This window comes from Wolbachia endosymbiont of Phyllotreta cruciferae (assembly GCF_918697765.1).
Lineage (GTDB): Bacteria > Pseudomonadota > Alphaproteobacteria > Rickettsiales > Anaplasmataceae > Wolbachia > Wolbachia pipientis.
Map to the genome: position 1 here is coordinate 769,926 of NZ_OU953855.1, position 14,383 is coordinate 784,308.

The window sequence follows — 14,383 nt, forward strand, 5'->3', positions numbered from 1 at the left end:
GTAGATTAGCATGTTGTTTCATTAGATTCATAGAAAAAGAAAAATAGCGGTGAAATTATACAACTTTGGCCTAACTTGCTCTCCACTTTTTCCGGGCAAAATCAGCTTCTTCTTAACTTGACACGTATACTTAAAAGAACCCTCTAAGTTTTCTAGCACGGCTTGGATGTTTCAACTTGCGCAGTGCTTTTGCCTCTATTTGCCTAATTCTCTCACGTGTTACATTAAAAATTTTTCCTACTTCTTCTAAGGTATGTTCCTTCCCATCTTTACCAAGGCCAAAACGCATTCTTAAAATTCTTTCTTCCTTTGGTGTTAAAGTTGCAAGGACATTGGTTGTAATGCCACGCAAGTCAGCAAGTATTGCAGCATCCTCTGGCCTGGAGACTCGCTTGTCTTCTATACAATCACCAAAGGTACTACTATCATCTTTTCCTGTTGGAGCTTCAAGACTTACTGGATCCCTTGCTATTTTCATAACTTTGCGTATTCTTTCCAGTGGCATTGTCAGTTCTACACTCAATTCCTCTAACGTCGGCTCTCTTCCCATCTCATGAGTCATCTTTCTTAATGCTCTGTTGATTTTACTGATAATTTCCACCATATGAACTGGTATTCTAACTACTTTAGACTGCTCAGGTATTGCTCTAGTGATTGATTGTCTTACCCACCAAGTGCCATAAGTTGAAAATTTATATCCACGTTTGTAATCAAACTTATCCACGGCCTTCATAAGACCAATATTGCCTTCTTGTATCAAATCAAGCAGATCAAGGCCTCTTTTTGAATACTTCTTAGCAATGGAAACTACTAGCCTTAAGTTAGCCTTAATCATTTCTTGCTTTGCTTCAGAGACTTCTCGTTCGTGTTTTTGTATTCTCTTGATTAGCTCCTTAAATTCTTGTACGTTATCTTCCTGTATATGCTGCTTAATACCGTTCAAGGTACTAGCTATATGTTCAGAGTTATCGTCTATAAACCTTAAAAATTTGTTTTTTAATTCACCTGTAAAAGAGGACTGATTTTCATTGATCTTTAAAAGACTTATCTTTTTCAATTCGTGCTTTAAAAGCACGTCATCATAAACTTTATAGAAACTTTCTCTATCGATATCGTATTTTCTAGCCTCAGCAATAAGATTAGCCTCTTCAAGCGTAATGGATCTATTTATCTTATAAAGTTCTTGTGTAATTCTGGCAACAGCAGCATCACTTAACTTAATTTGTAATGCTATAGACCATATTTGATTATACAAATTTTCTAGCTCATTAGAGAAATTTTTAGAATTTTTTCTTAATATCAACGCTTCATTTGTTAAAGTAATTATCTCATCCAATGCAACTATGACCTTTGGCAATAAGTCACTTTCCATTTCAAGAATAGAAACATTTAAATTGACTGAACTTATATCTTCATTATTACCGTCTTTCTCATCATCACTTTTTTTACTATCTTTCTCATCATCACTACAGTACTCAGCATCTTCAGAAACATCCTCAGAATCCTCAACATCTTCAGCACTTTCTTCACTCTCTTCTTTGGGTACCACATTAAAATCAGAGTTATAAATTGCATCCAGATCTATAATTTCTCTCAGTAAGAGAGCTCCATTACTTAAATCATCACGCCATACTTTTATCACCTTTAATGTTACTGATGTTTCAATTATTGCGCGTAACATGTTATGCTTTTCAGATTCAATTTTTTTTGCTATCTCGATTTCATCTGCCCTTGATAAAAGCTTTACGGAGCTCATGTCTTGTAAATAAATCCTCACTGGATCATCATTTTGTACTAAAGTTGCAGTAACATTTGGCGATGTGTCATCATCATCAAGCTTACTATCATCACTGTTGGAAGGAATATCTTCTTCATCTTCGCTACTTTCAAGCACATTAATTCCGGAATCCTGCAATAAAGATATAGCATCATCTATAAAGTCAGACGAAAAATTTTCATCTGATAATTTATCATTTATATCATCAAAGGTGATAAAACCACCCTTTTTTATACTCTTAGTTACCAGATCTTTGATAATTTTTTTCTTATCTTCTGCATCATTAATAGTTGACATCATTACCTTTATAGTTTATAATTTTATTTCTTATTAACAAACAAACTGACAACGAGCAAGTCTATAATTTTACTTTTAACTTGTGGCTATTTGTTACTTCATATAGTTTAAGATACTGTTAATTTATGTACACTTGTCTTAATCAATTGTTCCATACTTTTCTTCCATTTTTACTGCTATGGATAATCCAACTGAAAATGTTGCAATTCCAACCACTATAGCAGTAAGCATTAAAACATGGGGTATAGGATTGCTATATGAATAAAAATTTGAAACCAATATAGGAGGCAAGGAACTTTTTATATATCCTAGAGATATGTAAAATAACAAAACAGATGCTTGGAAGACGCTTACCCCTATCATTTTCTTGATTAAATTTTTATCGTTTATAATAATATATAAACCTAGCACCATTAATACAATAATAATCGTATAATTATATAAAGTCATTGTTTTTTCCTACGAGCAAAATTTATATATATAATTAACATAGAGGAGCAGACAGTAAATGCTACACCTAATTCCACCAAAAAAATACCTAATTTTTGACCGGTTCTATTATTGGTTAACAAGATATCATAAGATAAAAAATTTTGGCCAAGTAAAGTTGTTGCAACGCCCGTTCCTCCATAAATTAAAATACCTAACACGTTAGTCAATCTAATCACAGAATAAGGTATTGCTTTTAGAGTTGTAGATACACCAAATAGCATTGAATATAATATTATCCCGGAGGCAATAATTATTCCTGCTTGAAAACCTCCACCCGGAGTGTAATCACCGTGAAATTGTATGTATAAACCAAATAAAATGATAAAAGGTATCATCAAAAATGTTACTGCATTTAATATCGGATCTTTAATCATTTTCTTTTTCTTCTTTTAACATCAACGTTATACAAAGCGCAGCAGTAAAAACTACTATAGTTTCTCCAAACGTGTCATAACCACGAAAGCTTGCCAAAATAGCTGTCACTATATTAGGAATACCGGTAGCTTTTTCGGTATTTTCCACATAATAAGGAGCAACATGCAAGTGGATCGGAGCATTGTGGCTGCCAAAATCTGGCAATTGAATCATAAAATATGACAAACATACAGCCAGAAATAACATAAAAAAAAGCGTTATAGGGTTATGAGATAGATTTACTTTATGATTCTTTATCAAGGAGAGTGCTGCAAACGTAAAAACTGTACTGAGCCCCGCACCAACAGAAGCTTCAGTAATTGCAACATCAGGTGCATTCATAATTAAGTATATAAGCGCAATCAGTGAACTAAATACACACATTAGAACAGCACTTACGACTAAATGTCGCGAGAAAACTATAAAAACCGTAACTGTTAGTAACAACAAAAGTAACACTACATTTAATATTTCTAACACCTTAGCCTTCTTTAACAGTTTTTTTCTTAACTTTATAATGAGTGCGCGCTAAAATATAGCTATTAGTTGAGTTAGCTACCCATATTATAAAAATTAATAATACTATTTTAACAGTATTGATTGAAAATCCATTCTGCAAAGCAAAACCAATTAACAATAACGTTGCACCGCTAGAATCTGTAATACCTGCTGCATGTAACCTAGTATAGAAATCAGGAAATCTGATCACCCCTATATTTGAAATAATTATCAAACAAATACCTAAAAATATGAAAATGGATCCTATCATAAATTATCAAAACAACATTAATCTCATTAGTGCTATAGTTGATATAAAGCTAACGCTAGCATACAACAATGCTATATCAATTAAAAAAAAATTATTCAGAATGATTGATATTGCTGTTATAAGTACAACTACTTGCGTTGAGAAATTATTGAACGCTAAAACCTTATTGTACACATCATTTGACTTAGACACTATGCAACACAACATTACACTCATACAGAACAACAGTGTATAGATAGCAATGCAAATCATTTAAAGACTATGTAACTTCAGTAGATTTCTAAACGGATACTTCTTCATCGCCATCTTGATCATTTATTTCATCATCTATTTCACCATCCACTTCATAATCTTGGCTTTCTTGACTTGCATCAAGGTCTGTGTTATCAGAAAAATTTAATAAATTCGCTAGCTTACTTGTATTACTGCTGTAAACATTATTCATATTTCCTTTCATGTATTCCTTGCATCTACCTACCAAAAGGCTAAACAGCTCATGAGTATCCACCTGTTTTCCTGCTATTTCATGTAAGGAAACTATGGTATTTTTATGACCTTTAAACTTAGCTGCTTGAATTGGATTACTTGCCCCTGTATTTAAATCATGTGTTCTTTGACTTGCCAACAGAACCAATTTGAAACGGTTACTTACCCGTTCTATACACTTTTCTACAATAGACTCAGCCATAAGATACTACCTTAATAAGTTTTATACTATATCACAAAAAACAAGTTGTCAACTTTGTATCTATTGCGATTCAACTTCATGTTTTACTTTTTCTGCCTCAGATTTTATTTCTTGGCTTTCTGTCATCGTGATTGTTATCTCATGATCAAGTTTTTTTAGAAATCCTAACAATCGCTCTAAAGAAAAACCATCTATTTTACCATTTTTAATTTGCGATACCTTTGGCTGATCAATACCAAGTTTCTCAGCTGCAAAAGCCTGAGTCCAAGCATTTTTTTCTATAATTTTATTTATTATATAAAGCAACTTTGTTTTTATTCCTGCACTGTCTAAGTTATTTAACGATATTATTTCCATAATTCTTACACTCACATATCAATTAACTTTATTAAATATTATAACATAATATTTAATATACCAAGATATTAATATCATGTAACTTGTCAATAATTATATGATATCAATATTTAAAACTTTAAGTTGATTATATATTAATATTTTTATCAAATTTCTAGTAATTTTAAATTACCATTTTACCATCAGTCTATCTGAAAAAACCATTTATAGAAAGAACAAGCTAAGATTACAAAGCTTGAAATACAAAAATAATTATTTTATAAATTTATCTTACATAAGAAGTTTATATCTCTATATCTTAATATAAATATTTATTTAAATTTTTAAAATTTCTATTTTAACGAGAATTCTATATATTATATTTATAATATAATTTAAATATTTGTTGCTTTTTAGCTGGAACATTATTTAGTTAGTAAGTAAAATTGTGTTGAATATGACAAAAATAAAAAAAGATGTTGCTGTTATTATGGGAAGTGAGTCAGATTACACCACTATGGTCCATACTGTTGATATGTTAAAAGCATTAGAAGTTTCACATGATATATTCATAATATCTGCACATAGAACACCAGAAAGGCTCTTCAATTTTGCTAAATCTGCACAAGAAGAAGGTTTTAAGGTTATTATAGCTGGTGCAGGAGGTGCAGCTCATTTACCTGGTATGGTTGCGTCACTAACTTGTTTACCAGTTATCGGCGTTCCTGTGCATAGTAAACAATTAAATGGGCTGGACAGTCTACTCTCTATAGTTCAAATGCCAAAGGGTGTTCCAGTTGCAACCATGTCTATAGGAGAAAATGGAGCATATAATGCTGCCATTACTGCCGTATCTATATTGTCAATTTCCAACAGTGAAATTGCAGGTAGGTTAAAAAAGTGGAGAGAGAAACAGACCAAAGAAGTAAAAGAGAAACCAGTTTCATAATAAATCTATGGCAATAATTCTTTTAGACACAAAAACCATAAACCGTATAGCAGCGGGGGAGGTGATAGAAAGGCCAGCAAGTGTAGTAAAGGAATTAGTGGAAAATGCAATAGATGCTGGAAGTTTAGAAATAGAGATTAAAATAGAAAGTGGTGGGCGTAACCTTATTATTGTGACAGATGATGGTAACGGAGTAGAAAAAAACGATTTAGAACTTGCGTTTATGCGCCATGCTACTTCAAAATTGAGCGACAATGAGTTGATAGAAATCAAGCATCTTGGCTTTAGAGGAGAAGCTCTGCCTTCAATTGCAGCAGTAAGTAGGATAAAATTATCGTCTAAGGCAAGAGAAGCAAATGAAGCATGGTCTATAAGTTATGAGGGTGGAGAGAAAATAGGGGAGCAAACTCCTTACTCTTTATCACAAGGGACACATATTGAAGTACGAGATTTGTTTTTCGCTACCCCAAATAGACTAAAATTTCTAAAAACCGAAAGAGCAGAAACTCAAAGCATTGTTGATATTGTAAACAACTTAGCAATGATTAACTATCATATAGGGTTTACTCTCACTTCAGGTAATAAAAAGCTCTTAAAATACGCTAAGCAGACTTCGTTATTTCATAGATTGTGTGAGGTAGAAGAAGAATTTCAGGGCAGTTCTCTGGAGATTAATGAAGAAGAAGACGGCATCAAACTTACGGGACACATTTGTAAGCCGACCGTCAATCGTAGTAAGTCAACTCAGATCTATACGTTTGTTAATGGAAGGCCAATTAAAGATAATTTACTTATTGGCGCAGTTAGGTATGCATATCATGATTTTATTCCAAGCGATAGGTATCCTTTTGCAGCGTTACATTTAGAGATACCTTATGATCAAGTAGATGTAAATGTGCATCCAAATAAGTCAGAAGTAAGGTTTCAGAATAAGAAGCTCATATATGAGATAGTGACAAGAGGATTAATTAAAGCATTGTCAAGAAGGATAGGCACCTTTCCAGCTAGTACTACTAATACAATAGAGGGTTTTTTGAAAGGTTCATTATCAGATCCTTTTGATAAACCTAATGTTCAAAAAGAATTTTATGAAAGAAGGCCAAGTCCTTTTGAAAATCAACTAATAAAAGAATTTGCTTCTCCAAATGAAAAAGCAAAAGGCTTATCAGAACAGTCAAAATCGTTTGATTATGCCGGCATACAGAAATTTCCACCACAAGCGGAGACTATGGTTCTGGAAAAAAAGGTGTTAGAGCAAGTTGATTTGATAGAGAGCCACCCGCTCGGGTTTGCACGCTGTCAGGTCTATAATACTTATATTATTGCAGAGGTAAGGGACAAATTGATTATAGTCGATCAGCATGCAGCCCACGAAAGGCTAGTATATGAATGCCTAAAACAAAAATCAAGTATAAAAAGACAAAAACTGCTTCTTCCTGAAACGGTTGAAATCAAAAATCAAGCCGGAATGGAGATGATTGAAATCTATAAAGATAAGTTATTTGAAATGGGTTTTGATATTGAGATCAAACCAGAAAATAAAGTGATAGTAAAAGAAATCCCTGCAATTTTGGGAGCAATAGATGTGAAAGAGATGCTAATTAACATAATTGATAGATTAACGGAAATAGAAGATACATTGCCAGTAGAAGATAAAGTGAACAAAATATTGGCCACTATCGCTTGTCATGGATCAATTAGAGCGGGTAGAAAAATGAGGTTAGATGAAATGAATGAGCTGCTGAGACAAATGGAAAAAAACCCATATTCCGGGCAATGCAACCACGGAAGACCAACTTATATAGAAATGAAACTCAGTGATATTGAAAAACTTTTTGAGCGGAGGTAAGAGGTTGCCATAAATATGTAAGCGCTTCTTCCTCGTCATCCAAGTAGCTATAGAAACAAAAAACTTACTTGACAAACTCCGCCAGCCCCTTTATCATGAAACTGAAGCTATTTATTTATCTTCGCAATCTGTGCAGGTTAATGACAAAAAACTTAGGGTATTTGGCGTCTCATGTTTAATTTTTCGCACTACGTGCATCGCATGTCTTTAAAAATTTCTGGGTTTTTACCTATATAAGCCGAAACGCGCTTACAAAGCGTTTAAGACAGCAAAAAACGTCAAATTGACAAGGGAGAATTTGAATGCTAGCTACTACGGGGTTTCTTTGCCTTTTTTCCTGCTTAGTAAATTTCTTAAACACTTGCGGTGTAGGTTAGTTGCAAGTTAAAAGCAGCTAAATCGCTCTTAATCAAGCGTTTTAGAATAAAAAAAACGCCGATATTTTAGTACATAGTGAATAGCCAACCACCACGGGGCTTCTTTTGCCTTTTTTTTCGTTTGGTAAATTTCTTAAATATTTATGACTAAACGATAATCGTCATCCCTAAGTATCCCGCTGCTTGTTAGCGGGATCTTTTGTTAGCGCCGCGGCGGTATGACGTAGGATTGTTGTCATTCCGCTACTTGTTAGCGGCTGAGATACTGCGGCGGTATGACGGTTTGTGGCGGTATGACGGTTAAGTAGGGTGTCAAGCACTGGCATGACAAAGAAATAGGCACTGGGATGACGAGAAAGGAGCACTGGAATGACATCATAGGGGCACTGCCATTATAGAGTGAAATGAGATCCCAGTACAAGCAATAAATGGCCAAAAACAAGGTGCTGCTGGTAGCTCTCGGAACGTCTTAGCTTAACTTATAAAGGTCAAAAAAAGTTCTTTTTTAAAAAACTTAAGTTATACTTATAAGTATTTGATACTTTTTATAGTGATTATGTCGAGTTTAAGCTGCCTTTATGGTGATAATGCAGAATTTGTGGAAGAAATGTATAGCCGTTATTTGCAGGGTGATAAATCAATCGGGGAGGATTGGTATAGAATTTTTTCAAGCAATTTAGAAGTTAATAAAGCGGAGACCTGCGGTGCACAACATGTAACTAAGGTGGATGATTCAGTTTCTGGTTTAGCAAATTTTTTCAGATCTTACGGTCATTTTTTTGCGGATCTTAATCCGTTATCACCCAATGTGAATAAGGAAGTAGATTATCAGAAATATTCGAATCTATATCCGGCAAGTGACGCTGGAATCTATAGAGATATTTACTGCAAGAACATCGGTTTTGAATTTATGCATATCTCCTCTTATGAGGAGAGGATGTGGCTGCAGGAAAAGATCGAAAATCAAACCTATACGCTGAGTTCACAAGATAAAAAGGAAATACTGAGGCACTTAATTGAATCTGAGATGTTCGAGCAATTTCTCCATATGAAATTTCCTGGATATAAACGTTTTTCTATCGAAGGTGGGGAATCAGCTATCGTTGCAATTGAAAAAATCATTAGTGATTCTACGGTTTTTGGTATTGAAGAAATAGTCCTTGGCATGGCTCACCGCGGACGACTCAATGTTCTAACCAAAGTGATGGGGAAAGAATATGCGGCAATGCTGTCTGAATTTCAAGGCAATCTTGCATACCCAAGTGGTCTTGAGGTGTCCGGTGATGTTAAATATCACCTTGGTTACTCTTCTGATCGAGCACTTTCAGGTGGCAAAAAAATACATTTAAGTTTATGCCCTAATCCATCTCACCTTGAAGCGGTAAATCCGGTTTTGGCTGGAAGAATAAGAGCAAAACAGAATATAAGATCTGTGCTTGGCATATCAATTCATGGTGATGCGGCTTTCATCGGTCAAGGAGTGGTTGCTGAAACTTTAACCTTAAGCAATATTGAAGGCTATAAAGTGGATGGCATTGTGCACATTGTCATTAATAACCAAGTTGGTTTTACTGCTAACCCATGTTGCGCACGATCCTCTTTTTATTGCACTGATATAGCAAAATCAATAGAAGCTCCAGTGTTTCACGTCAATGGAGATAACCCGGGAGCTGTGAGTTTTGCTACAAGTCTGGCGATGGAATATAGGCAGAAATTTAAAAAGGACGTAGTAATTGACATAATGTGCTACCGCAAATATGGCCATAATGAAGGTGATGAACCGAATTTCACTCAGCCACTTATGTATAAGGCGATATCAAAGCATAAAACTCCTGGAACATTGTATGAAGAAAAATTGACTGCAGAGAAAGTATTAGATGGCGATGAAGTAAATAAATTGCGCAGTGAATTCAGGGCAAAATTAGATAAAAGTCTTGCTGAATCAGCGGCTTACACTCCAAAAAAAGCTGACTGGTTCGGTGGAGTGTGGTCAAAATTAAGAAAGGCAAGGTTGAACGATTTGAGCGAATACTATACAGATTCTGGTGTTCCGCCAGATGAGTTGAAAAAATTAGGTGTACATATAAATAGCAACATCCCAAGTAGCTTTAACATTAACAATAAGGTTAGAAAAATACTTGATGGCAGAATAGACAGCATAAATTCCGGTAGTAATATAGACTGGGCAACTGCCGAAAGTCTTGCGTTTGCATCACTGCTCACAGAAAGAATAGGAGTGCGTTTATCAGGACAAGACTCTGGTCGTGGAACTTTCTCGCACCGTCATTCAAGGCTTGTTGATCAGGTAACAGAAGAAGCATTTATTCCGCTAAACAATATAAATGAAAAGCAAGCTCACTTTGAGGTCATAGATAGCGCACTATCTGAGTATGCTGTAATGGGCTTTGAATATGGATATAGTCTTGATTCTCCGTATTCACTGGTGCTCTGGGAAGGACAATTTGGTGATTTTGCAAACGGTGCGCAAATTATGATCGACCAGTTTATCGCATCTGCAGAAACAAAGTGGTTGCGATCAAGCGGTCTAGTTTTATTGCTGCCTCATGGTTATGAAGGACAGGGACCTGAGCATAGCTCCGCACGTATAGAGAGATTTTTGCAACTCTGCGCAGAGGATAATATGCAGGTAGTTAATTGTTCCACTCCGGCGAATTACTTCCATGTCTTACGCAGACAAATGCATAGAGACTTTCGTAAGCCTCTGGTAGTGTTTACACCTAAATCGCTACTGCGCCACAAAAGAGCAGTATCTAACCTATCTGATTTTGAAGGAAAATTCCTCACAGTAATTCCAGAATGTAGAACAGGTTTAGTTTCGAATGATAAAATACGTAAAGTTGTAATATGCAGTGGTAAAGTTTATTACGACATATGTGAAGCACAAAAAATAAACGATATAGCAGTAATACGTTTGGAGCAATTCTATCCGTTTCCGGCCGATAAACTAAGCAGTGAACTTGAGAAATACGAGAACGCTGAAATTATATGGTGTCAAGAAGAACCAAAAAATATGGGAGGATGGTTTTTTGTCAACCCATTGATAGAGGAAGTGTTATCCAATCTCAATATTCAAGCAAAAAGACCTAAGTGTATCGCAAGACCTGCTGCTGCATCTCCTGCATGTGGTTATGTTAGTGTTCACACTCAGCAGCAGGAGGAAATTTTAAAGCAGGTTATGCAGGGAATCTAGCACAATTGTGCAAATATTGAAGCGAAAGCTGGCAAGCGAACATTGTTCATCAGATCTTGACGCTGGGCACTGCAGCCAGGCGCGATAGAAAACGTATCACACCAATCAAACCCTTTTGGTACTCAAGCAAATATAAAAGATTTTTATTCTATATTAATATTTACTTTAATTAATATAGGATATATATGAATACAAAAATATTTGAGATGTTAATAAGGAGAACTGGTCTACGCAGAGATAGCAAAGCTGAGATCATACAGTTAAATAGAAATGAAAAAGCTTTTGTAGATGAGGATAAAGAATCTATCGAATTAGCTGAGGCCATTTTTGAAGAGAATAATATGTTTCATTTCCGCAAACCAGGTCCTGCTATGGATTACATTTTGCACAAATTAATAAATGATAGGAAGCTTTTCGAGGAAATGAAAGATAGAGGTACAAGTATAATACGTCTTTTTTCTTTGTTATCAATGTATCATAGTCTTCCCAAGTGCTGTGTTGTGAGAAGAAGAGGGCGTATTACTGAGTGTGGAATATTTGCTTATGCTGACAACTGTTTAGAACTAGTACCTTTAGAGGACTTTATACTTATTGAGCCTTCCTCGTACCTCGAGTACATTGTGTTTGACAATGAGAATATCAGAAATAGGTTAGCTGAAGACTTAACTGAAGATAAAACAAAATTAGATATCTTTTTGAATGGAATTTTAGCAACAAAGAATTCGGATTTAGTATTATCTTGTATTAACAAGATAGAGGTTCTTAATGAGGGAGATAGATATTTTGTTAATCGCTTACAGAAAAACAACATGCTAGACTACATCTTAAACAAAGATGATACAACACTTGAAAAATTAACTCTAAAGGAATTGTTGAAGCTTTCTATTTTGCAGGAAGAAAAAAGCACTGAGTTAGAATCTCCCCAAGCTTCAAGTGTAAATTGTAAAAGACAAGACTTAATCTGACAGACAAGAATTAACTGACAGAAGAATTGAGGTAGTCAAAACTAATATCAGTCTCTTGTGTAATGCTACTAATATTTTTCTGAAAAGCAACATGTTTGCTATCAAGAAAAGTCTGCATAGGCGTCTTACCATAGCAATATTTACCTGAATGCGGTCTTGTTTCATTGTAAGAACGCAACCAATAATCAACATCAATCTGTAGACCTTCCAAAGAATTGTAGATTTTCTTTCTGAAGATAATATTGTAACACTCATCTTGCATAGTTCTATGAAACCTTTCACATATGCCATTAGTCTGTGGAGAATTGGCTTTGGTCCTAGAATGATCGATATTTTCGATTCCCAAATAAAGCTGATAAGCGTGATTTTCAGGCTTACCACAATACTCTGTTCCTCGGTCTGTAAGGATACGCAATAATGGCACATTTTGCTCATCAAAAAATGGTATCACTCTATCATTCAGCAAGTCAGCAGCAGTAATAGCCGTTTTGTCTGTATAAAGCTTGGCAAATGCTACTCGAGAATAAGTATCAATGAAGGTCTGCTGGTAGATTCTTCCTATACCTTTTATATTACCTACATAATAGGTATCTTGAGAACCCAAATAACCTGAATGTTCGGTGTCAATTTCACCATGTGCTTCTCTTTGTTCTTTAACTTTTTCTAAAGCTGCAAGTTGCTCTTCGGTTAATATAATTCCATCTTGAGCTACTTTTGCTTCCAGTGCTTTAAGTCTTTTCTTGAAAGTTTCAAGATCATTTCTCAGCCATATAGATCTCACTCCTCCCTGAGAAATTATTATACCTCTTTTTCTCAGTTCATTTGCAGCTCTTTCTTGCCCATATGCTGGAAATTCTGTTGCTATACCAATCGCTGCTCTTTCTATATCGTCGGAAACTCTATTCGCTAATAGAGGTTTTTTCTTACTTATCTCATGTAATGCTTCTTCTCCTCCATTTTCGTACAACTCTTTGAATCGATAAAATGTATCTCTTGAGTATCCCATCACTTTGCATGCTTGAGATACATTTCCTAGTTGTTTTGCTAGTTCTAATAACCCTAGCTTTGGTTTTAGTATTTTTGTTTGTATTGTACTCATTTCTAACACTCCTTTCTTTTATTATTTTATAACTTACTTTTTTAAAGTGTCAGATCAAGTCTTGTTTAATACAACTTATGGAGCCATTGACATGTACCCTCAAAGCAAGCTTTTTCTAAAGCAAGGTATAAGATTTGCCATACAGGCTTTCAAGAATTTAAGCATCCAAACAGCCTATCAGGATGAACCTGAGTTGGAGAGGCTATAGACTTATTGCAGCAGATGGTTCTGGTATGAGATTACCCAGCTCTGAGGAAATTGTATCCGAGTTTGGCCGCTTTAAACCAAATGGAACAACAGGCACAATGCCACCATTGGCAATTTGTTTGTTGATTTATGTACTTCGCTGATTTGCAGTGCTCGCCTTGCGGCTTGGAATGTGGGTGAGCAAACGTTAGCAGAAGAACAATTACCTGAAGTCGTTACTCAAATGCGTTCATTAAATCAAGATAGATTATTATTTATCTACGACCGTCTTCAGTAAAATTCATTCAGCAGCATTATGATTTGGAAGTAGATTTTATTTTTCGCTTGCAAAAAAGAAATTATAGCAAGCTATGGGAACGAATTGCATCTGGAGAATTAGATTTCGATTTTATATTAGAAAATGAAAAGCTAAAAAATAAAATGAAAGGACAGAAAGTAAGAGTTATAGTGCTGACATTAGCCAACTGAGAAACAGAGGTATTGATTACTTCACTTTTTGACCGAGTAAAATTTATTTTGGAAGATATCAGCAAAGCTTATGTGTTAAGGTGGCATATAGAGGAGTGCTATAAACGACTCAAAATAGGTGCAGAATTAGAGAATTTTTCTGGCGTAAATTTAGAGGCTGTATTACAAGAATTTTGGGCAAACTTAGTCATGTGTAATATATTGTCGCTTCATATGTGTGATGCACAAGGGCCTTGGAATCCAGATCAAATTGCTGAGTATCGTTTAAATTTTTCGGTTTTATTTGGTGTAATGAGGCAGAAACTCTATCAGGTACTTATTGCGCCAAAAAACTTTCAAGCCCTTTTTGATAGAGCAAGTATACGCGCTAAAGTTAAAATCCGACCGGGACGATTGTATAGCCGCGATAAGGTAGATAAGCCCAAACGCCATCATGTCTTTAGGAGAGTTTGCTAATGAAGGTTCTTAAGTTGACGCCATTGTGT

General features: G+C 35.0%; 13 protein-coding genes and 1 pseudogene. 5 read left to right on the forward strand and 9 right to left on the reverse strand.

The features are described from left to right. Positions 1-130: 130 nt before the first annotated feature. The 8 genes from rpoD to NL281_RS03645 form a co-directional block, all read right to left on the reverse strand. A complete protein-coding gene (gene rpoD, locus NL281_RS03610) occupies positions 131-2,074 on the reverse strand; it encodes an RNA polymerase sigma factor RpoD (protein WP_182319843.1) in 1,944 nt (647 codons plus the stop codon). A gap of 138 nt (positions 2,075-2,212) precedes the next feature. Next, complete coding sequence (locus NL281_RS03615) at positions 2,213-2,524, reverse strand: cation:proton antiporter subunit C (protein ID WP_006279706.1); 312 nt, start codon at positions 2,522-2,524, stop codon at positions 2,213-2,215. Then, a complete protein-coding gene (locus tag NL281_RS03620) occupies positions 2,521-2,940 on the reverse strand; it encodes a Na(+)/H(+) antiporter subunit B (RefSeq protein ID WP_006279705.1) in 420 nt (139 codons plus the stop codon). The genes NL281_RS03615 and NL281_RS03620 overlap by 4 nt, the downstream gene beginning before the upstream one ends. Next, entirely contained in the window at positions 2,933-3,460 is a 528-nt protein-coding gene (locus tag NL281_RS03625; protein WP_253303639.1) for a DUF4040 domain-containing protein, read from the reverse strand. Before NL281_RS03625 ends, NL281_RS03620 begins: the two co-directional genes overlap by 8 nt. Before the next feature lies 1 nt (position 3,461). Further along, on the reverse strand, positions 3,462-3,749 hold the full coding sequence (mnhG, locus tag NL281_RS03630) for a monovalent cation/H(+) antiporter subunit G (RefSeq protein ID WP_006279703.1): 288 nt from the start codon (positions 3,747-3,749) through the stop codon (positions 3,462-3,464). 6 nt (positions 3,750-3,755) lie between these two features. After that, positions 3,756-4,001 (reverse strand): monovalent cation/H+ antiporter complex subunit F, encoded by a 246-nt coding sequence (locus NL281_RS03635; RefSeq protein WP_007548527.1) that lies wholly within the window; start codon positions 3,999-4,001, stop codon positions 3,756-3,758. A 28-nt stretch (positions 4,002-4,029) separates the two neighbouring features. Next, positions 4,030-4,437: a DNA-directed RNA polymerase subunit omega gene (gene rpoZ, locus NL281_RS03640; RefSeq protein ID WP_007548528.1), complete on the reverse strand. Its 408-nt coding sequence runs from the start codon at positions 4,435-4,437 to the stop codon at positions 4,030-4,032. A gap of 60 nt (positions 4,438-4,497) precedes the next feature. Beyond that, positions 4,498-4,794, reverse strand: coding sequence for a helix-turn-helix domain-containing protein (locus NL281_RS03645; protein WP_010081926.1), 297 nt, complete (start codon positions 4,792-4,794; stop codon positions 4,498-4,500). Between the two features lie 436 nt (positions 4,795-5,230). Here NL281_RS03645 and purE point away from each other — a divergent pair, with 436 nt between their 5' ends. The 4 genes from purE to NL281_RS03665 all read left to right on the forward strand — a co-directional run bounded on the left by purE (position 5,231) and on the right by NL281_RS03665 (position 12,124). Next, on the forward strand, positions 5,231-5,722 hold the full coding sequence (gene purE / locus NL281_RS03650) for a 5-(carboxyamino)imidazole ribonucleotide mutase (protein WP_006280351.1): 492 nt from the start codon (positions 5,231-5,233) through the stop codon (positions 5,720-5,722). 7 nt (positions 5,723-5,729) lie between these two features. Beyond that, a complete protein-coding gene (gene mutL / locus NL281_RS03655) occupies positions 5,730-7,571 on the forward strand; it encodes a DNA mismatch repair endonuclease MutL (RefSeq protein WP_253303640.1) in 1,842 nt (613 codons plus the stop codon). A gap of 933 nt (positions 7,572-8,504) precedes the next feature. Next, the gene (locus NL281_RS03660; RefSeq protein ID WP_253303719.1) at positions 8,505-11,159 is read left to right on the forward strand and encodes a 2-oxoglutarate dehydrogenase E1 component; all 2,655 of its coding nucleotides are present in this window, start codon (positions 8,505-8,507) and stop codon (positions 11,157-11,159) included. 185 nt (positions 11,160-11,344) lie between these two features. After that, a complete protein-coding gene (locus NL281_RS03665; protein ID WP_253303641.1) occupies positions 11,345-12,124 on the forward strand; it encodes a hypothetical protein in 780 nt (259 codons plus the stop codon). Between the two features lie 10 nt (positions 12,125-12,134). Here NL281_RS03665 and NL281_RS03670 read toward each other — a convergent pair whose 3' ends face one another. Continuing rightward, a complete protein-coding gene (locus NL281_RS03670) occupies positions 12,135-13,223 on the reverse strand; it encodes an IS481 family transposase (protein ID WP_253303703.1) in 1,089 nt (362 codons plus the stop codon). Between the two features lie 71 nt (positions 13,224-13,294). On the opposite strand from NL281_RS03670, the pseudogene NL281_RS03675 reads away from it, so the two are divergent. Beyond that, a pseudogene (locus tag NL281_RS03675) lies at positions 13,295-14,354 on the forward strand (IS4 family transposase); the annotation flags it as partial. Between the last annotated feature and the right edge of the window lie 29 nt (positions 14,355-14,383).